The 19,541-nt window shown below is 68.9% G+C and carries 13 protein-coding genes; 1 reads left to right on the top strand and 12 read right to left on the bottom strand.

The annotated features are described in order from the left end of the window. Positions 1-8: 8 nt before the first annotated feature. From NR792_RS28970 to NR792_RS28930, 9 genes are all read right to left on the bottom strand, one after another. Entirely contained in the window at positions 9-1,370 is a 1,362-nt protein-coding gene (locus NR792_RS28970; RefSeq protein ID WP_375755937.1) for an AHH domain-containing protein, read from the bottom strand. An 81-nt stretch (positions 1,371-1,451) separates the two neighbouring features. Beyond that, the gene (locus tag NR792_RS28965; RefSeq protein ID WP_375755936.1) at positions 1,452-2,561 is read right to left on the bottom strand and encodes a glucodextranase DOMON-like domain-containing protein; all 1,110 of its coding nucleotides are present in this window, start codon (positions 2,559-2,561) and stop codon (positions 1,452-1,454) included. Between the two features lie 146 nt (positions 2,562-2,707). Continuing rightward, positions 2,708-4,909, bottom strand: a complete 2,202-nt coding sequence (locus NR792_RS28960; protein WP_375755935.1) for a hypothetical protein — start codon at positions 4,907-4,909, stop codon at positions 2,708-2,710. A gap of 140 nt (positions 4,910-5,049) precedes the next feature. After that, positions 5,050-6,012: a glucodextranase DOMON-like domain-containing protein gene (locus NR792_RS28955; protein ID WP_375755934.1), complete on the bottom strand. Its 963-nt coding sequence runs from the start codon at positions 6,010-6,012 to the stop codon at positions 5,050-5,052. Between the two features lie 57 nt (positions 6,013-6,069). Continuing rightward, the gene (locus NR792_RS28950; RefSeq protein ID WP_375755933.1) at positions 6,070-6,957 is read right to left on the bottom strand and encodes a sugar ABC transporter permease; all 888 of its coding nucleotides are present in this window, start codon (positions 6,955-6,957) and stop codon (positions 6,070-6,072) included. A 4-nt stretch (positions 6,958-6,961) separates the two neighbouring features. After that, entirely contained in the window at positions 6,962-9,010 is a 2,049-nt protein-coding gene (locus NR792_RS28945; protein ID WP_375755932.1) for a carbohydrate ABC transporter permease, read from the bottom strand. 13 nt (positions 9,011-9,023) lie between these two features. Beyond that, positions 9,024-10,247 carry an extracellular solute-binding protein gene (locus tag NR792_RS28940; protein ID WP_375755931.1) on the bottom strand — a complete coding sequence of 408 codons (1,224 nt, stop codon included), beginning with the start codon at positions 10,245-10,247 and terminating at the stop codon, positions 9,024-9,026. Positions 10,248-10,267: 20 nt separating this feature from the next. Further along, positions 10,268-11,362: an ABC transporter ATP-binding protein gene (locus NR792_RS28935; protein WP_375755930.1), complete on the bottom strand. Its 1,095-nt coding sequence runs from the start codon at positions 11,360-11,362 to the stop codon at positions 10,268-10,270. An 82-nt stretch (positions 11,363-11,444) separates the two neighbouring features. Further along, on the bottom strand, positions 11,445-13,025 hold the full coding sequence (locus NR792_RS28930) for an alpha-amylase family glycosyl hydrolase (protein WP_375755929.1): 1,581 nt from the start codon (positions 13,023-13,025) through the stop codon (positions 11,445-11,447). 417 nt (positions 13,026-13,442) lie between these two features. Here NR792_RS28930 and pulA point away from each other — a divergent pair, with 417 nt between their 5' ends. After that, positions 13,443-16,841 (top strand): pullulanase-type alpha-1,6-glucosidase, encoded by a 3,399-nt coding sequence (gene pulA / locus NR792_RS28925; protein ID WP_375755928.1) that lies wholly within the window; start codon positions 13,443-13,445, stop codon positions 16,839-16,841. Between the two features lie 88 nt (positions 16,842-16,929). On the opposite strand, the gene map is transcribed toward pulA, so the two are convergent. The 3 genes from map to NR792_RS28910 all read right to left on the bottom strand — a co-directional run bounded on the left by map (position 16,930) and on the right by NR792_RS28910 (position 19,367). Then, positions 16,930-17,931, bottom strand: coding sequence for a type I methionyl aminopeptidase (gene map / locus NR792_RS28920; RefSeq protein ID WP_375755927.1), 1,002 nt, complete (start codon positions 17,929-17,931; stop codon positions 16,930-16,932). Next, positions 17,928-18,164 (bottom strand): hypothetical protein, encoded by a 237-nt coding sequence (locus NR792_RS28915; protein ID WP_375755926.1) that lies wholly within the window; start codon positions 18,162-18,164, stop codon positions 17,928-17,930. The genes map and NR792_RS28915 overlap by 4 nt, the downstream gene beginning before the upstream one ends. Before the next feature lie 165 nt (positions 18,165-18,329). After that, complete coding sequence (locus tag NR792_RS28910) at positions 18,330-19,367, bottom strand: hypothetical protein (protein WP_375755925.1); 1,038 nt, start codon at positions 19,365-19,367, stop codon at positions 18,330-18,332. Between the last annotated feature and the right edge of the window lie 174 nt (positions 19,368-19,541).

Below are 19,541 nucleotides of genomic sequence, written 5' to 3'. Positions count from 1 at the left end.
CTCCTGCATCACTCAAGGCCAGTCACCCATCGATTCAGGTCTGTACCTTCCTTTTTGATCAAGCTCGCGAGACTTTGCAGTTCTCTCGTCAATGCAGCTCTGCAGTCTTGCATGGACCTGCATCGCGCCGTCACCCTATCCAGAACAGCAAATACCCTCTTGTGGTACGCCTCCGGGTGAGGCCCTTTGTGCCCCGGCACGCGCACCCTGTTCGCGGGGTCATCGAGCGACATTCCCGCTTTGTCGAAGATCTTCTGGAACCTGGGTGACCACGGACCTCCGCGATTCGTGGCGGTCCAAAACTTGTTGGACGCAATGTGGTGCTCAGGCCCTTCCGCGTCCGTGCCACTCGCGATGGGGCTCTTGTCGTCCCGAGCGGACATGGCCACCGCGTTCGGCGCCAGCACCAGGGTGATGACACCCTCGGAGGACACCGCCGCGGACTCCACCTGCGCCGCCGCGCCCAGACGGACGCCCCCCACCTCCGCCGCCACCAGCGAGGCCTGCCCTGAACCCGGGAGCGTGGCGACCTTCGCCGCGAACGTCTCCGCCGTGCTGCCCACCGCCGCCAGCGCCAGCATCACGAACGCCCGCGCCGCGTTCTTCCCCATCACCTCGCCGTACTCCTCCCCCGCATCGCGAAGCGCATCGAACGTCCGCGCCATCCGCGCCTGTTCGGACAGCTCGATCCAACCCTGGATGAGGTTCCACACCGTGTCGATGCCCAGGTACCCGATGAGCACCACCGTCATCGTCGCCGCGATGCCCTTCGACACAGGCTCCGGCATCAACCACAGCGCCAGGTACACCGTGCCCGTCGCGACGATGGTGGTGAGCACCGCCCGCTGATCCGTCATCCCCACCAGCGCTTCCGACGTCTCGTCCCACACCGAGTCCAGCGCGATGGCGAACGCCAGCGAGCGCCTCCCGTCCTCATCCAAAGTGGGTCCAGTCTCCAGCACCTGGAGACAGTCGCCCGGTGTCTGCTTGCGCTGGCACCACCGCCCATAGGCGCTCGCCAGTTCCCGGTCCGAGTCATCCACCCGCGGCCGCGCACGCGACGGCTCCTCCACGGAGACCAGCCCCAGCCTCCCGCGCACGTGGGCATACGCCTTCGTGGAGAACGAACCCGCGAACAGCCGGTACGCCTCCTCACGAGGACGCGGGGACACCGGCGCATCCTCCGCCAGCGTCCGCACCGCCTCCGTGAACGCGTCCTCCTCCAGGGGCTCAGGCGCCACCTCCGCCCGAGGCACCTGGACGACCGGCGCCCCACGCCCCGTCTTCAGCCGGACGCCGCGCGTCGCTGAACACCCCGTGCCCAGCAGCAACAGCAGCACCGCGACCGCCCAGTTCCGGCACGAGGACATGGATGCCTCCAGGGCATCCATCCTCGGCCGCGCGGGCTCACCTCAGCCAGGACCTCCCGCGAGCCCTACGGGCGCCCGGCGTCACGGGGCGGGCGACGACGGACCCACGCTTCCCGCGTCCACATCCACGGGCCCCGCGTCAGGCACATCCACGGTCCGCGCAGGAGCCATCTCGGGCACACCGGCGTCCTCCACCGTGCCCTCATCCGGGGCAGCCGTGGCCGCTGGCGCCGCGGCCTTCCCCGACGGAACCACCACGCTCCACGCCGGCTTCGAGGCCCCCAGCACCTCCTCCTGCGTCGCGCCCGGCGCCACCAGCAGATCCACCACCGGCGACTGCGACGGGTCTCCCTTGCGCCCGCCACCGAAGCGGTCGTTGTACGGCTCCCCCGCCATGATGCCCATGGCCATCAGCTGCTGATTCGCGGTCGTGTCCCCGCCAAACATCCCGCCCAACGACACGCGCCGCTCGAGGGTCGCGCCCGTCACCGCCACGCCGTAGCCCCAGTCCGCGCTCGCGTGCGCGCCGAGGAAGCGGTCCGGCACCTGGAACATCACCGTGCGCCCGCTCACCTGGATGACCGTGGGGAAGAACACCCGCGCCTCCAGCTCCCGCTCCGTGGCCGCGTTCAGCTCCGACTCCACCTTGCCGCCAATGGGCCCCGTCGTCTTCTCGTACGCCGCCAGCGCCACCTGCCGCCAGTGCTTGCGCAGCGTCTCGCGCGCCTCGTACGGACGCGGCGTCAGCACCACCGCCTTCTCCCACCCCGAGTCCGCCGCCAGCGTGAGCCCGCGCCCCGGCAGCGTGTCCGTGCGCCCGGACCCCGGCGCGCGGTCCTGGTCCACGTACAGGTCCACGTTGAACGTGTAGAAGCCGTGCCGCGCCCGCTCCGCGACCGTCGCGCCCTCCAGGTCCACCGACTGCGCCCGTGAGGGCCTCGCGATGGGGTGCGCGAACGTCACCTCGAACCGCGTCGCCTCGCCGTCCGCGAACGCCGCCACCGACACCACGTCCAGGTCCCCGGGCCCCAGGTCCGTGCGGCGCGGATACACCAGCTCGCCGTCGCCGTGGTCGTCCCCCACCGGGTCCGTCAGCCGGAACAGCAGCGCGTCCTCGCGCGTCCTGCCGCCGGAACACGCGGCCAGGGTGGAGGCGAGTAGGAGCGCGGACACGCGGGAACGCACGAACATGGAAGGGCACCTCATGCACGAAGGGACGGCCCGTCAGGTGTACCGCGCGGTGCCCCAAACGCAAGGAGCCCGGAGTGCCTTCACAGGCGCCCCGGGCTCCCACTCGCGTCAACCGCTCGCCCCGCCGGAAGCGGAGCGCGGGGTGACTAGAACTGCGCCTTCATGAACGCCTTGACGCGCATCTGCTCGAAGCTGCGCTCCTCCAGGCTGTTCCAGCCGCCGTTGCGGTTGGTGAAGCCGCGCGAACCCACCGCCACGCCGTGGTCGGCCGCGATGGTGTCGTCCGCGTACTGCACCACGTAGCCGTCGCCGAAGTCGGGACGGAAGGTGCCGAACGCGTACTGGCCCTCCAGACCGAACTCCACGCCGGACAGGATGTAGCGCGCCTTCACCAGCACCTGGTTCTTGTTGTGCTTGCCGGACGCCATCTCGTGGTTGTTGTACGCCTGGAACGCCGTGTTGCCGTCCAAGAGGTCCGCGAAGAACTTGGAGTAGCTCGCGGACACGTACAGGTCGTCCGTGAACTGGTAGCCCGCGCCGGCCGTGAACGTCGTGTAGTCCAGCAGGCGGTCGTCGTCCGCGAGGTTGTCGAACGGCTTGAACTGGTAGCCCGTCTCACCCTGGCTGTTCGTGATGACGTTCGGGTTGCTGTAGATGCCGGACGTGCTGTTGCCCACGCTGTACTCGTTGGCGAGCGAGTTGTCGCACGCCACGCCGCCGCCCGGGCACGCGCCCGCGTTGAACGGCAGGAAGCGCGGGTCGTTCATGCGCTTGTCCGTCTCGTGGATGTACTTGAACTTGCCGAACACATCGATGCCCTTCAGCACGTCCACCACGTACTTGGCGCGCAGCGCGACCAGGTGCGTCCGCTTGTCCTGGAAGGGCTGGTAGGCCGTGCGGAAGTTGTGGCCCACGCCGGAGTCCAGCTCCGTGCCGGGGTACGTGGTGTTGTTCAGCGACTCCTGGTCGTTGCCGTAGGCCTGCCAGTTGGTGTTGTAGGTGATGAAGGAATACTCACCGCCCAGTTCCAGCGCGCCGTTGGTGTAGACCGGGTTCGCCGTCACGCCCTTCCAGCCGATGGCCGTCTCCGCCATGGGCTCGTCGAAGTCCGTGAAGTCGTTGTCCACGTTGATGGTCGCGACCTGCTGGGCCTCGCTCGTCCAACCGCCGTAGCCGATGCGGGAGGGGTTGCCCTTGTAGATGCCGTAGGACGCGTTGGACGGACCGGGGAACGCGAAGCTGCCGTCATGGCCCTCCGTGAGGAGCACGTCCGCCTCGCGGCGGCTGGCCATCACCGCCACGTAGTCCGCGCCGATGCTGAACAGCTGGAAGTTCAGCGACAGGCCCACGTCCAGCGGGTCGTTGAGGGACGCGTTCAGCATGTACGTCTGGTCCGTGTGGTGGCCCGCCAGCACCGCGCTGTAGCCACCGATGCCGCCGAAGTTCGCCGGCGACAGCACGGGGTCCGCGTTGGAGTACGACGAGTACACCGCGCCGCGCACGTCCAGCCACGAGCCCATGTGCAGGCCCGCCTTGATGCCGCCCACGCCGTTGCGGTAGCGCGGCGTCAGGTCACGGCCGTCGTCGACGTTCGTGTCCTCGGCGTTCACTTCCTGGTCGTTCGCGTACTGGAAGATGCCGCCCACGTCGAACATCTCCGAGGCGGTGTACTTCGCCTGGAAGCCGTAGGCCGCGTCACGCGCGTGGAAGGCGCCCGTGCTGAAGTTCGGGCCGGCCCACAAGCGGGGCAGCGAGATGCGCGCCGCGTCCCACGTGAGCTTCCGGTCGAAGTTGGAGCCCTGCAGCATGATGGCCGCCGCGTTGTCGCGGTCGATGTAACGGACGCGGCCGATGACGAACGGGTCGAACTGGCCCAGGTCCGTCGCGCCGATGAGCGCCGAGTCGATGAGGTAGCCCGGGCGCAGCGTCACGGACATGCCGCGCAGCTTGATGTACTGGTTGGAGCGCGGATCAAACTCGCCGCAGTCGCCCGCGGTGCAGTTCGTCGGCGGGTTGCGGCCGCCGAAGCCGCCGAAGTTCGTCCAGAAGTTCTGGTTGAAGCGGCTGTGGATGCGGCCGTTGACCTCCACCTGCGGGGAGATCTTCGCGTTCAGCAGGAGCTCCAGCTCCGTGCCGATGCCGTTGTCGCCGTAGCCCTCACCGGGCACGGTCGTGAAGTTGTAGAGCGCGCCCTGGTCGCGCTGCGTGCCCCAGAGGTACTTCGTATAGGTCGTGCCGCCAATGGTGAGCTTGGGGCCGCTGTCCTGCGCCATGGCCGCCCCAGGAATGAGGCCGACCGCCACGGTGAGCGCGCACGCTCCCCGCACCACGTTCTTGCGATTCTTCATGATGTCCGGAAAACCCTTCTGAAAGCTTTGAACCAGAGGGGGGTCATCCCCTCTCCCGGGCCGCCGCGGGATCACCACGGCAGCCCTCCCCGTGTTGCATCAAACCTTGAAACGGACTGTTTTGAACAGTCCACCGCCGACTACTTCGTCGGCGTAGCAGGCGCCGGCGCCGGAGCGACCGACGTTCCAGCCGGAGCGGCCGGCGTGGGCGCCGGGGCCGGGGCCGGAGCGGCAGGAGCCGCCGGGGCCGGAGCCGGGGCCGCCGCCGCGCCACCCTGCGCCGCCGGGCGCTTCGCGCCGGAGACCATCTTCAGCGTGGCCTTCTTCGTGGCGGAACCGTCACCCGCGCACTCGTACGCGAGCATGTCGTACTGAGCCTTGATTTCAGAGCTGTCGCCCTTGCCCTGACCGGCCAGCGCGTCGATGACGTGCGGATCGCAGTTGAAGTCGGAGCCGCCGCCGAAGCGGTGCTGGCCCTCGTACTCGTTGACGCGGCGGGTGAGCAGGTCGTTGTCCGCGGGGAAGCCCTCGTTGGACTGCATCACGACCTGGTAGCCCCAGGTGGCGGGGTCACCGGCGCCCAGGTCCGAGTTCATGACCGTGGCGGTGATCTTGTTGCCGGAGGCGCGCACCTTGGTGGGCACCACGACGGCGCCCTTCATCGCGCCGGCCTTGTTGTTGGCCTCCGCGCGCACGCGCGAGGAGCCCTGCGGGGAGATGACGATGACCTTCTCCCAGGCGTCCTCCGGGGCGAAGGACACGTTGAGGCCCGGGGGGCTGTCCGTGAAGCCGCTGCCGGCCTTGTGGTCCGTGTCGATGAAGATGAAGACCTCCTGCACGGAGAAGCCGTCCGCCATCTTCCAGGGGTTCTCCAGCGACGCCTTCAGCTGGATGGTGATGTCGGACTTGTTGCCGCCCTGGTCCAGCGTGAAGCCGGTCAGGTCGAACGAGCCCGCCTTGTACACGGGGTCCGTCGGGTAGGTGTACTTGCCCGGGCCCTTGTCGTCGCCGGTAGGGTCCTTGAAGGACACCTTGTCGGCCAGGGCCGGCGCGGCGGACAGGGAAGCAGCCAGGGTGAGGACTGCGATGCGGGGGTTGATCATGGGGGTGCTTGCTCCTTGCAACGACAGACGAAAAGGACCGCGAAGAACGACCGGGGACTAACCCTTCACGCCACCGGCGGTGAGCCCGGAGACGAGGTACTTCTGCAGGAAGAGGAAGAGGAACACGACGGGCACGGACACGATGATGGAGCCGGCCGCGAAGTAGCCCCACTGCTGGCTGAAGCCGCCCACGAAGAAGCGCAGGCCCACCGGCGCCGTGTACATGGCTTCCTGGTCCATGAACGTCGCCGCGAGGATGAACTCGTTCCACGCCGTCATGAAGCTGAACAGCGCCGTCACCGCCACCGCGGGCTTGGCCAGCGGCAGGATGATGCTCCAGAAGATGCGCCCCGGGGACGCGCCGTCCATCAGCGCCGCCTCCTCCAGGTCCTTGGGGATGGTGTCGAAGTAGCCCTTGAGCATCCACACGCTGAACGGGATGGACGTGGTGGCGTACACGATGATGAGGCCCAGCCGGCTGCTGCCCAGCCCCAGCCACTGCACCAGGATGATGTAGAGCGGAATGAGCATCAGCGTGCCCGGGAACATCTGGGACACGAGGAACGCCATCATGCCCGCGCGCTGGCCGGGGAACTTGAAGCGGCTGAAGGCATACGCCGCCGTGCACGCCATGAAGACGCCCAGCACCGTGGTGCCAATGGCCACGATGGCGCTGTTGAGCATCCACTTCGCGAACGGCTGGTCGGACATCACCGACACGAAGTTGGAGACGCTGAAGGTCTCCGGCCACGGCGTCACCGCGCGCAGCCGGTCCCAGAAGGTGGGGTTCTCCGGCAGCGTGGCGATGGCCAGGCTCTGCTTGCCGGAGAAGGCCAGGCTCACCACCCAGAGGATGGGGTAGATGGTGAAGAGGGTGAAGGCCACCAGCACCGCGTGCAGCGGCAGGTGGGGGATGCCTTCGCGACGTTCAGTGAAGAGCGCCATGGGTTTACGCGGCCTCCGTGGCGCGGCTCATGCGGTTCTGCACCATGCTGTAGAGCAGCAGGATGCCGAAGATGACGGTGGAGTACGCCGCCGCGTAGCCGTGGCGGTAGCGCTCGAAGGCGAACTTGTACGCCTGGGTGACCAGGATCTCGGTGGAGCCGCCCGGGTCGCCGCCCGTCACCAGGAAGATGATGTTGAACATGTTGAAGGTCCACACCACCGACAGGATGACCGCGGGCACCAGCGCGGGCTTCAGCGCGGGCAGCGTGATGGCGGTGAACTGCTGCCACCGGTTGGCGCCGTCCACGCGCGCCGCTTCGTAGAGCTCACCCGGGATGGACTGGAGCGCGCCCAGCGACACCACCATCATGAACGGGAAGGACAGCCAGCCGTTCGTCGCCAGCGCCGTGAAGAACGACGTGAAGGGGGAATCGAACCACGCCAGCCCTTCCCCGCCGAACATCCGGATGACGTGGTTCACCACGCCGAACTGCTGGTGGAACATGCCCTTCCAGATGAGCGCGGTGATGTAGTTGGGCATGGCCCACGGCAGGATGAGCAGCACGCGGTACACCGGCCGCATCCGCAGATTCGGCACGTTGAGCGCCAGCGCGAGCAGCAGGCCCACCGTCACGCCGATGGTGACGTTCGTCACCGTCCAGAGGATGGTGAAGAGCAGCGTGTAATAGAAGTTCAGGTAGTTGAAGACCCACGAGCCGTCCGCGGCCGTCTTCGCGAAGCTGAAGTCGCCCAGGATGTCCACGTAGTTGCGGAAGCCCACCCACAGCTCCGACAACGGCTGGCTGCTGTTGTAGAGGTTGGCGTCCGTGAACGACAGCGTGATGCCGTAGGCGAAGGGGAAGAAGACCAGCACCACCATGCCCACCATGGCGGGCAGGATGTACGCGTACGCCTGCCGGAACTCCACCGCGGTGGCCGCCGCCCGGTGCAGCGCGCCCAGGCCGATGAACAGCAGCACCGCCAGGCCCAGCACGCCCAGCGCGCCCAGCGCCTTGCCCGCGTTGCCGCGCACCTGCGCGCCCGCCGCCGCGAGCTTGTCCGCGTCCGGCGCGCCGGAGTCCGTCAGCCGGCCCAGCGGACGGCGCATCATGTCCGCGTCCCACGCGCCGGGCTTCAGCGCGGGGTCCGTCTTCAGGTTGTTGGCGGCGATGAGCGCCTGGGCCTTCTCGCCGCGCGTGCGCAGCTCCGCGCTGACGGCGTTCTCCGTCTCCCGCAGCTCCGCGTCCAGCGCGCGCAGCGAGTACACGGTGTAGCCACCCAGGCCCGCCAGGAACAGCGCCGCCGCCACCGCCACGCGCGCGCCCTGGCGCGACAGCGCGAACACCGCGGCCGCGCACGCCGCCAAGGGCAGCAGGAACGCCAGCAGCACCGGCGTCCACGACGGCGCGCCGCCCTTCACCACCGCCGGGGTGAGGGACTCCACGGAGCCCACCACCTGCCCGTCCACCTCCACGGGCGCGGACAACAGGCGGCTGGCGCCCGCGTCGAGAAGCTCCGACTCCACCTCCGGCTTGCGCGCCCCGCCCTCCTCGCGGTTCGTCTCCACCGCGGCGCGCAGGCGCTGACCGCGGTCGTACAGCGGCTTCTCGTCGCGCGACAGCTTGCGCGGCGCCGCCTTGTCCCCGGTGTCCTGAGGGAAGGTGGACGCCTCCAGCCGGATGCCGCTGAAGGCGATGACGCGCACGGCGCTGCCCGGCATGCCGGGCCAGCCCGCCACCACGGCGCGCACGGCGTCGCCCGAGCCTCCCGCGCGCTGCACCAGGTCCGCCAGCCCCAGCAGGGACACGGCGGCGGTGCGCTGCTCGCGCTCCGCCGCGCGCTCCTGGTTGGCGCGCGCCAGCAGGCTGTGCGCCAGGAACAGGGACACGCCCAGCGCGAGCGCGAGCCCCGCCAGCACGCGCCCCCGGTGCCCGCCCGCACGGCCGGAGGGGCCCGGAGTCGAGGGGCCTGTCGCGGCGTCGTTCAGCGGAGTGCCGGCCGGCGTGGGGGCGCCGGCCTGGGAGGGCGACTGCTGGGGGGCGTTCTGGCTCACTTCAGGTCCTCACTTACTTCTTGCGCAGGCCGGCGACGTCCTTCGCCACGCTCTTCTGGGCCGCGTCCAGCGCCGCCTTGGGGGTGGCGGTGTTCTTGAACACGGTGTTCATCGCGCTGGTGGCGGGGGTCCAGACCATGGACATCTCCGGCAGGTTGGGCATGGGCACCGCCACGTCCACCTGGGCCTTCATCGCCTTGAGCAGCGGATCCGCGGCCACCTTCGCGTCCTGGTACACCGCCGTGTTGGACGGGCTCTGGCGGCCTTCCAGCGCCAGCGTCTTCTCCGCGCCCGCGTCGGTGAGGAACTTCGCGAAGTCGTACGCCGCTTCCTTGTTCTTCGACGGGGCGGCCACGTACACGCCCTCCACCGTCATCCAGGGCTTCATCGGCGTGCCCTTGTTCTCATCCAGCGTGGGCAGCGGCGCCAGGCCGTACTCCACGTTCTTGGCGACCTCGCCCAGGAACCACGGGCCGGAGAACACCATCGCGGCCTTGCCCTCGTTGAAGAGGGAGGTGATGAGGGCGCTGGAGGGCTCCGCGGGCAGGATGCCGTCCTTGTTCTTCCACTTGAGGACCTGCTCCACCGACTTCACGTTGGCGGGCGAGTTCATCGTGGGGGCGCCCTTCGCGTCGAACACGCCACCGCCGAAGCCGTTCATCACCGCCGCGTGGTAGTAGAAGTCGTTGTACGCGTACGCGAGCCCGAAGCGGCCCGCCTTCGAGTCGGTGAGCTTCTTGGCCATCGTCACCAGCTCGCCGGACGTCTTGGGCGGCGTGGGGACCAGCTTCTTGTTGTAGATGAGCGTGATGACCTTGTAGTTCAGCGGCAGGCCGTACGTCGTCCCGCGGTAGGTCATCGCCTCCATCGTCGTGGGGATGAAGCGCTTCTTCGTCGCGTCATCCAGGAAGAAGTCGATGGGCTCCACCGTGTTGCCCGCTTCAATCCAGCCGCCCAGGCGGTCCTGCGCGAAGATGAAGAGGTCCGGACCCTTGCCGCGCGGCACGGTGGCGGAAATCTTGTCCGCGTAGGCGTCGTAGGGCACCGCCAGCGTGGTGACCTTGACCTTGCCCTCGTTGGCCTTGTTGTACTCGGCGACCACCTTCTCCAGCGCGGCCTTCTCCTCCGCGCGGTAGGCGTGCCAGAGCACCAGCTCCGTGGCGGCGAAGGACGGGACGGGCAACAGGCCGACTGCGCACAGACAGAGGGCCGCGAGCAACGTTCGCAGGTGCGTCATTGGGAAAATCCTCCGGATATTCAAACGGAAAGCCGCAGCTCGGATTCAGCGTCGAAGAGGTGCAGGGACTCCAGCTCCACCGTCACGGGCACGGCGGCGCCGGGTTCCGGGGTGGCCTGGGGCGGCAGGCGGAAGACCAGCGGGCTGTCTCCCAGGCGGGCGTGCACGATGAGCTCGTTGCCCAGGGGCTCCACCAGCTCCACGCGCGCGTCCACGGGCGAGGACTCGCCGCGCGCCGCGGCGCCCGCGGCCAGGATGTTGTCCGGGCGCAGGCCCACCTTCAGCTTGCGGCCGCCCTTGCCCGCCGTCAGGGGGCGCAGCTTCTGCGGCACGGGCAGCTTGAAGCCGTCGCCGGTGAGCGACGCGCCGTCCGCGTCCAGCGTGGCGGAGAGCATGTTGATGGGCGGCATGCCGATGAACTGCGCCACGAACACGTTGACCGGCTTCTCGTAGACCTCCAGCGGGGTGCCCAGCTGCTGGAGCTTGCCGTCCTTCATCACCGCGATGCGGTGGCCCATGGTCATCGCTTCGACCTGGTCGTGCGTGACGTAGACGGACGTGACCTGGAGCCGGTGCTGCAGCTTCTTGATCTCCGAGCGCATCTGCACGCGCAGCTTCGCGTCCAGGTTGGAGAGCGGCTCGTCGAAGAGGAACACCGCCGGCTTGCGCACGATGGCGCGGCCCAGGGCCACGCGCTGGCGCTGGCCGCCGGACAGCGCCTTGGGCTTGCGGTCCAGCAGGTGCGTGATGCCCAGGATTTCCGCCGCCTCGTCCACCAGCTTGTCCATCTCCGGCTTGGGCGTCTTGCGGATCTTGAGGCCGAACTCCAGGTTCTGCCGCACGGTCATGTGCGGATAGAGCGCGTAGTTCTGGAACACCATGGAGACGTCCCGGTCCTTCGGCGGCAGCGCGTTCACCGCGCGCGGGCCGATGGAGATGGTGCCTCCCGAAATCTCCTCCAGGCCGGCGATCATCCGGAGCGCCGTGGACTTGCCGCAACCGGACGGCCCCACGAGGACCATGAACTCATGGTCGCGGATATCGAGGTTGAGCCCCTCGATGACCGACACGTCTCCGTACCGCTTCGCCACGTCCTTGAACGACACGCCGGCCATCAGGCCCTCCAGCAAGAGCCCCGCTCGCGCCGGTGACAACAGCACGTCCGGGTCAGGTTCTGCGCACGCTCCGCCGGGTGCCTCACGGCACGCGTCCGAGGATGCGCGCGGACAGCGGCGGGAGCGCCAGGTCCAACGTGGCGCCAGCCTTCGTCCGCCCTCCGTTCAGCAGGTCCTCCACCTCGCCGACGCCCGTCCACGCTTCCGGCCACGGCACCGACGCCGTGCCCTTCGTCTTGCCGCGGTTCACCGCCACCACCACCGTGTCGCCCGACGCTTCGTCCCGCCGCTGGAAGACATACACGTCGCCTTCCGTGGAGAGCGGCGCGTGCACGCCCCGGGACAGGGCCGGGTGCGCGCGGCGGATGGCGATGAGGCGCTTGTAATACTCGCGCAGGGAGTCGTCGCGTTTCTTTCCCGCGCCCGGCTTCACCGCCTGCTTGCCCCACGGCATGTCGCTGCGGTTCTGCGGCCAGTCCCCGCCCGCGCGGCCCACTTCCTCGCCGTAGTAGATGACGGGGATGCCGGCCGTCGTGAGCTGCAGCGTGGCGGCCAGGCGGAAGAGGGGCACGTTGCCCTGGAGCTGGTGCAGCGCCCCGTCCACGTCGTGCGACGACAGGAAGTGCGCCAGGTGGTGGCCCGGCGTCACCTTCGCGCGCGACTGGAGGTAGCGGTCGAACGCCACCGTGCGGCCGCGGCCCTGGATGAAGCTCAGCGTGTTGCCCTGGAAGGCGAAGTCGAACCCGGCGTCCATCTCATCCGGGGTGAAGTACGGCGCCAGCACCTCCACGTCGCCGCCCCACACCTCGCCCAGCAGGAAGAAGTCCGGGGAGACTTCCGCGCGCGTGCGGCGGCGGTGCTCCTTCCAGAAGTCGTGCCCCACGTGCTTCACGGTGTCCAGCCGGAAGCCGTCCACGCCGGAGCGCTTCGCCCAGTCGATCTGCGCGTCCAGCAGGTACTTCGCCACCTCCGGCCGCTCGGTCTTGAAGTCCGGCAGGCCCGCCACGCACGTCGTCAGGTCATCCGAGCCGCAGGTGCCCTTGTCCTCGGAGCGCAGCCAGTCCGGGTGGTCCTTGAGGTAGCGCGAGTTGTAGCCCGGGTGGTTGTAGACGACGTCCAGGAGCACGCGGATGCCGCGCGCGTGCGCCGCGTCCACCAGCGCCTTGAAGTCCGCCTCCGTGCCGAAGCGCGGATCCAACGCGTGGAAGTCGTCCGCCCAGTAGCCGTGGTAGCCCCAGTCCGGGAAGCCGGAGCCGGTGACGAAGCCGGGGATCTGCTTGAGCAGCGGCGTCACCCACAGCGCCGTCACGCCCAGCGACGACAGCTCCTCCAGGTTCGCGGTGAGCCCCTTCAGGTCACCGCCGTGGAAGGTGCCCGGGGCCTTCAGGTCGCCCTTCTCGTTGTTGGAGGGGTCGCCGTCCGCGAAGCGGTCCACCACGACGAAGTACAGGACCTCGTCCGCCCAGGGCCGCGCAGGCTCCTTCTTCTCGGAAGCCGGAGCCGCCGGAGCGGCCTCCTTCACGGGTTCCGGCGCGGCCGGAGCGGGAGCCGACGGTGCGGGCGCGGCGGGCTGCGTCGCGGCGGCCTCCGGCGCGGGTTGCGTCGGCGTCTGGGGGGCCGTGGCGCACCCTGCCAGACACAGGGCGACAACGGCCTGGAACATCGGGCGCCACCGACCGTGGTGGGAGACAGCGTTCGGTTGTGGGCAGGGGATGCGGGAGGACATCTGGGCGCGGCACTGTATCCAACAGTCTTGAAAGGGGTGAAGGGGCGTCGGAACAATCGGCTGATGCCGCAACGCGGCATGTCCCGGATGTCTTCCTCTGCACATCCGTGTGACGCATGGCGCGAGCGAACTCAACGGAGCGCGCGGTTCCTGCCGCACCGCGTCTCGTTTCCGGGCCCTTCCCCATCCGACGCCATGGGGTGGATCCTCCAGCTCCAACGCGGATCATCCAGAGGGTCACGCAAACCGTGAAAACGACCCGGGATCACCCGTGACAGGAGCGGCTGCTACCGTGCCCGGGATTTACACCCCCCCTGGAGGTTTCCCCTGAGAGTCCCATTCGCAGTTCCCCGCATGACGCGCGCGCTCGCGTTCGGCGGGCTCTTCGCCGCGCTGCTTCCCATGGCGTCACTGGCGGCGCCCACGTCGGTGACGGTCATTGGTGACATGCAGAGCGAGGCCGGCTGTGCCTCGGACAACGACCCCGGCTGCGCGCAGACGGCGCTGACGTACGACGCGGCGGACGACAAGTGGCAGGGCTCGTTCGACGTGCCGGTGGGCACCTGGCACTTCAAGGTCGCGCTGGACGGCTCGCTGGCGCAGACGCACGGCGGCCCCGGCGGCGCGGACGTGGTGCTGAACCAGACGGCGGCGGGCGCGGTGAAGTTCTACTTCGACGCGAACACGCTGTACGTGACGAGCAACCGCTCCAGCACCATCGCCACGGTGGCGGGCTCGTTCCAGCCGCAGCTGGGCTGTCCGGGTGACTGGCAGCCGGACTGCCTGCGCTCGATGATGCAGGACCCGGACGGCGACGGCATCTACACCTTCACCACGAAGGCGCTGGCCAAGGGCAACTACGAGTGCAAGGTCGCGCTCGACGAGGGCTGGGCCACCGCCTACCCGGGCAGCAACGCGGCCTTCGCGGTGGAGGAGGACTTCCAGGAGATGATCATCACCTTCGACTCCGGTGCCTCCAAGAAGGTGACCATCCGCGCGGCGGGCGCTCCGGCGGGCAACCTGCTGCTGGCGCGGGCGCACTGGATTGCGCGCGACACGCTGGTGTGGAGCCCGGAGGTCGCGGTCCCCGCGGGCACGGTGTTCAAGCTGCACACGGCGCCCACGGGCGGCATGACGCTGAACAGCACCGGCGTGCAGGGCGGCACCGTGGTGACGCTGACGGTGGACCCCGCGGGGCTCACCGCCGCGCAGGCCGCGCGCTTCCCCAACCTCATCGGCCGGCCGGTGCTGAAGCTGGCGCAGGCGGACGTGGCCAACGCCGCCACGTGGCTCAAGGGCCAGGTGGCCGTGTCCGCGACGAACGCGGAGGGCGTGATGCTGGACGCCACCAGCGCGCAGTTCGCGGGCGCGCTGGACGACCTGGACGCGTATGACGGGCCGCTGGGCGCGACGTTCGAGAACGGCATCCCCACGCTGCGCCTGTGGGCCCCCACGGCGAAGAGCGTGAACATCCTGCTGTTCGCGGACGGCAGCCCCACGTCCACCTTCACCCGCGTGCCCATGACGGCCGGAGACAAGGGCGTCTGGAGCGCGACGGGCGACGCGTCGTGGCTGAACCGCTTCTTCCTCTACGAGGTGGAGGTCTACGCCCGCAAGGAGGGCAAGGTCGTCACCAACCGCGTCACCGACCCCTACTCGGTGGCCCTCTCCACCAACAGCGAGCTGAGCCAGCTTGTGGACCTGGCGGACCCCGCGCTCGCGCCGCAGGGCTGGAGCACGCTGGCGAAGCCCGCGCTGGAGGCCCCGGAGGACATCGTCCTCTATGAGCTGCACGCGCGCGACTTCAGCATCAACGACCTGACGGTGCCGGAGAACGAGCGCGGCACGTTCAAGGCGTTCACGCGCGAGTCCGACGGCATGAAGCACCTGACCCGGCTGGCGAAGGCGGGCCTGACGCACGTGCACCTGCTGCCGGTGTTCGACATCGCGACCATCAACGAGGACCGCGCGGCGCAGCAGCACCCGCAGGGTGACCTGGTGTCGCTGCCGCCGGACTCCGACCAGCAGCAGGCGGCGGTGAAGGCCGTGGCGGACCTGGACGGCTACAACTGGGGCTATGACCCGTTCCACTACACGGTGCCGGAGGGCAGCTACTCCACCCAGGCGCAGGGCACGACGCGCACGGTGGAATTCCGGGAGATGGTGCAGTCGCTCAACCAGCACGGCCTGCGCGTGGTGATGGACGTGGTCTACAACCACACCAACTCCTCCGGACAGGACGCCAAGAGCGTGCTGGACCGCATCGTCCCGGGCTACTACCACCGCCTCAGCGAAGACGGGAACGTGGAGACGAGCACCTGCTGCCAGAACACCGCGTCCGAGAACGCGATGATGGAGAAGCTGCTCATCGACTCCGTGGTGACGTGGGCGAAGGCGTACAAGGTGGACGGCTTCCGCTTCGACCTGATGGGCCACCACCTGAAGTCCAACATGGTGAAGCTGCGCGCCACGCTGGACGCGCTCACCGTGGAGAAGGACGGCGTGGACGGCAAGGCCATCTACGTCTACGGCGAGGGCTGGGACTTCGGCGAGGTGCAGAACAACGCGCGCGGCATCAACGCCACGCAGGCCAACATGGCGGGGACGGGCATCGGCACGTTCAACGACCGCCTGCGCGACGGGGCTCGCGGCGGTGGCCCCTTCAGCGGCTTGCAGGAGCAGGGCTTCATCAGCGGCCTGCTGTCCGACCCCAACAGCACGGACCAGGGCACGGAGGAAGCGCAGAAGGACAAGCTCCTGCGCTACAGCGATTGGATCCGCGTGGGGCTCGCCGGCAACCTGAAGGACTACTCGCTGGTGGACCGCACCGGCGCGACCGTCACGGGTGAAGGCGTGGACTACAACGGCGCCAAGGCCGGCTACACCCTGGACCCGCAGGAGGTCATCACCTACGTCTCCGCGCACGACAACGAGACGCTGTTCGACGCGGTGCAGCTGAAGGCGCGGCGCGACCTGCCCATGGCCGAGCGCGTGCGCATGCACAACCTGGGCATCTCGCTGGTGGCGCTGGGCCAGGGCATCCCGTTCTTCCACGCGGGGGACGAGCTGCTGCGCTCCAAGTCGCTGGACCGCAACAGCTACAACTCCGGGGACTGGTTCAACAAGGTGGACTGGACCTACCAGTCCAACAACTGGGGCGTGGGCCTGCCCCCGGCCGCGGACAACCAGGGCAACTGGCCGCTCTTCGGGCCGCTGCTGGCGGACCCGGCGCTGAAGCCGGCGTCGGCGGACATCGTCCGGGCGCGCGACCACTTCGAGGAGATGCTGACCATCCGCAAGAGCTCGCGGCTGTTCCGCCTGCGCACCGGTGACGAGGTGAAGCAGCTGGTGCACTTCGAGAACACCGGCCCGGACCAGATTCCGGGCCTCATCGTGATGGCCCTGCAGGAGCACGGCACGAACAAGGAGGGCGCGCGCGCCATCGTGCTGTTCAACGGCACGGACGAGGCCCAGACGTTCAAGGCGGACGGGTACAAGTCCCTGAAGCTCAAGCTGCACCCGGCGCAGCAGGCGTCCACGGACGCCGTGGTGCGCACGGCGGCGTACGACAAGGCCACCGGCGGCTTCACGGTGCCGGCCCGCACCACCGCGGTGTTCGTCACCGATGACGCGGTGGACCCGGACGAGTCCGACGGCTGCAACTGCCAGAGCACGGTGCCCGGTCCGCTGGGCGCCACCAGCCTGCTGATGCTCTGCGGCCTGGCGCTGAAGCTGCGCCGCCGCCGGGCGTAGCCTGGGAAGTCACCGCCTGGAAATGAAGGAAGCGGGCCCCGGATGCGATGCGCGTCCGGGGCCCGTGGTGTTTTCAGGGGGGAAGACCTCAGGGGACGGTGAGGATCTCCGCGCCCGTGTCGGTGACGAGCAGGGTGTGCTCGAACTGGGCGCTGCGCAGGCCGTCCGCGGTGACGACGGTCCAGTCGTCGTTCCACGTGCGGTGGTCCCAGTGGCCCTGGTTGATCATCGGCTCCACGGTGAAGATCATCCCGGGCTGCATGAGGGTGTCCGCTTCCGGCTCGTAGTAGTGCGGAATCTGGAGCGCGGTGTGGAAGGTCTCACCGATGCCGTGGCCGCAGTAGGCGCGCACCACGCTGGTGCCGTTCTTCACGGCGTGGGCCTCCACCGCGCGGCCGATGTCACTGATGGGCCGGCCCGGCTTCACCGCGGCGATGCCGATGTCCAGGCACTCCCGGGCCACCTGCACCAGGCGCTGGTGCTGGGGCTCCACGTTGCCCACGAGGTACGTGGCCGAGCAGTCGCCGTGGACGCCATCCAGGTAGATGGTGATGTCCAGGTTGACGATGTCACCGTCCTCCAGCGCGCGGCTGTCGGGGATGCCGTGGCAGATGACCTCGTTGACCGAGGTGCAGAGCGACTTGGGGAACTTGTGGTAGTTGAGCGTGCTGGGATAGCCGCCGCGCTTGAGGTAGGCCTCGTGCGCGATGGCGTCCAGTTCGTCCGTGGTGATGCCCACGCGCACGTGCTGGGCGGTCTCCACCAGCACCTGGGCGGCGGCCTGACAGGCGCGGCGCATGCGGGCGATGACGTCCGGCGACTTCACGTCCGGCTCGTTGCGCGAGCGCGAGGGCCGGCCGCCCACGGAGTCCGCGTAGTCCGGCCGGGCGATGGTGATGGGCACCACGCGGCGGGGGCTGACGAGGCCGGGGCGGATGCCCTTGCGGCTGGCGTCGGGGCCCTTCTTGCGGGCCTCCACCGTGTCCGCGCCGCGGTGGCACTTCTTGTACTTGGAGCCACTGCCGCACCAGCAGGCGTCATTGGGCCCGGGGAGGACGGCGGGGGCGGTTCGGGGGGTGGCGGTGGTCATCGGGAACCTCGGGAGCTTGTGTCGGTGATGGCGGCCTGGCGGGCGCGGGCCCAGCGGAGCATCTGGGGTTTGAGCCAGAGGCGCGGGCGCCCGGCGCCCAGGTCGAGCACCGGACGGGGCATGTCCGGATAACGGCGCAGGTACGTGCTGACGCTGTTGGGGTGGCGCAGGCGCAAGAGGCCCGCCACCTCCTGGGCGTCAATTAGGTCCTTCGTGTTCACCAGGGGGCACATGGGGCGTGTCTATACCCATAGACACGTGGGGATGCACGGTTTCCTTCCCGCGCCCCGGGGGTGGGGGGCCTGCCCGCCAGGGGCCTGCCTGCTTCCGGACACGACAAAGCCCCGGGCTCCCTGAAGGAACCCGGGGCTTCGGGACCGCGGGACGTCAGGTGGGGATTACTCCGCCCACCAGGTCTCGGTCATCACGCTGAAGCCGTTCACGGTGTCCACGAAGATGTGGACGGTGTTGCGGCTCCAGGGGTCGTTCTCATAGGTGAGGATGCAGCCCTTGAACGAGCGGCCCTGGGTCAGCGCGTCCAGGTTCGCGAGGCCCGCGGTGCGGACCGGGGCGGGGATGAGGGTGTCGCCATTGACGTAGCCGATGGCGCTCTCGACCGCGTCGCGCACCTCGGCGGCGTCGGCCAGGTTCGGGCGGATGGTGGCGCCGTACGGGACGCTGCTGGGCTCCAGGCCGAAGCAGATCTTCTGGTCACGGTAGCGGTGGTTCTGGATGGCGATGTTCCACCAGTCGAAGTGGCGCAGGGCGGTGGCGCCGTAGGAGCCGTTGCCGGGGATGGCATTGATGGCGCTGAAGAGCGCCTCCAGGGGGCGGCTCAGCGTGGCGGAGTTGCGGATGTTCCGGAAGCCCACGTCACCGATGCCCGCCGTGTCGGCGATCTGCTGCGCGGTGGTGAAGGGGCGCGTGTTGAGCAGGTTCACGGCGCCGTTCCACGCGTCCGGCAGGACGTCGTGCAGCTCCGAGTCGTCGATGCTGTTCACCAGCGCGACGATGGCGGTCTGGTCGTCACGGGAGATGGCGATGCCATCCAGGATGCCGACACAGTCCGCGTCGATGAAGTCCATCGTCCGGGCGCCGCCCTCGAGCTGCTTGAGCCGGGCCGGGCCGACGAGCGGCACGGTGGACAGGTCCGCCAGCGACGTGAACAGCGCGGTCGCGCGGCGGTTCACGATGTTGGTGACCACGTTGCTGGGCAGGTAGCGGTCGAGCAGCGAGTACGACGCCGTGTTCGCGAACTCGAGGATGCCGGAGCACTCGATGGCCACGTCCACGTTCGTCTGCGTGAGGATGGGCGCCTGCTGCTGCTCGACGGCCGGGGTGGAGGGGGCGGACTCGGGGGGAGTCTCCGCCTGGGTACCGGGACCGCAAGCGGCGAGCATGCTCACGGCAAGAAGGGCTGTGCCAAGACGACGCATCAGGAACTCCTGAATGGGGGGAGGTGCTGCGTGAGACGCGGCTCAATACACCAAATCCGTCTGACACATCCCGCTTGTTCAGCGACTTGTTCATGTCACATTTCAGTCACCGCCGACTGATTCCGCTGGGAGCATTCCGCGCGGGCCTCAGGGTGAGACTTCCTGACGTGAGAA

This window comes from Corallococcus exercitus (assembly GCF_042231735.1).
GTDB lineage: Bacteria > Myxococcota > Myxococcia > Myxococcales > Myxococcaceae > Corallococcus > Corallococcus exercitus_B.
Note: the sequence above shows the minus strand (reverse complement) of the source record. Positions and strands in the feature narration are given on the sequence as shown.

Excerpts from the sequence above, each read along its gene's own strand:
- NR792_RS28970 (WP_375755937.1), bottom strand. The coding sequence starts at position 1,370 with ATGTCCTCGTGCCGGAACTGGGCGGTCGCGGTGCTGCTGTTGCTGCTG.
- NR792_RS28965 (WP_375755936.1), bottom strand. The coding sequence starts at position 2,561 with ATGTTCGTGCGTTCCCGCGTGTCCGCGCTCCTACTCGCCTCCACCCTG.
- NR792_RS28960 (WP_375755935.1), bottom strand. The coding sequence starts at position 4,909 with ATGAAGAATCGCAAGAACGTGGTGCGGGGAGCGTGCGCGCTCACCGTG.
- NR792_RS28955 (WP_375755934.1), bottom strand. The coding sequence starts at position 6,012 with ATGATCAACCCCCGCATCGCAGTCCTCACCCTGGCTGCTTCCCTGTCC.
- NR792_RS28950 (WP_375755933.1), bottom strand. The coding sequence starts at position 6,957 with ATGGCGCTCTTCACTGAACGTCGCGAAGGCATCCCCCACCTGCCGCTG.
- NR792_RS28940 (WP_375755931.1), bottom strand. The coding sequence starts at position 10,247 with ATGACGCACCTGCGAACGTTGCTCGCGGCCCTCTGTCTGTGCGCAGTC.
- NR792_RS28935 (WP_375755930.1), bottom strand. The coding sequence starts at position 11,362 with ATGGCCGGCGTGTCGTTCAAGGACGTGGCGAAGCGGTACGGAGACGTG.
- NR792_RS28930 (WP_375755929.1), bottom strand. The coding sequence starts at position 13,025 with ATGTTCCAGGCCGTTGTCGCCCTGTGTCTGGCAGGGTGCGCCACGGCC.
- pulA (WP_375755928.1), top strand. The coding sequence starts at position 13,443 with ATGACGCGCGCGCTCGCGTTCGGCGGGCTCTTCGCCGCGCTGCTTCCC.
- map (WP_375755927.1), bottom strand. The coding sequence starts at position 17,931 with ATGACCACCGCCACCCCCCGAACCGCCCCCGCCGTCCTCCCCGGGCCC.
- NR792_RS28915 (WP_375755926.1), bottom strand. The coding sequence starts at position 18,164 with ATGTGCCCCCTGGTGAACACGAAGGACCTAATTGACGCCCAGGAGGTG.
- NR792_RS28910 (WP_375755925.1), bottom strand. The coding sequence starts at position 19,367 with ATGCGTCGTCTTGGCACAGCCCTTCTTGCCGTGAGCATGCTCGCCGCT.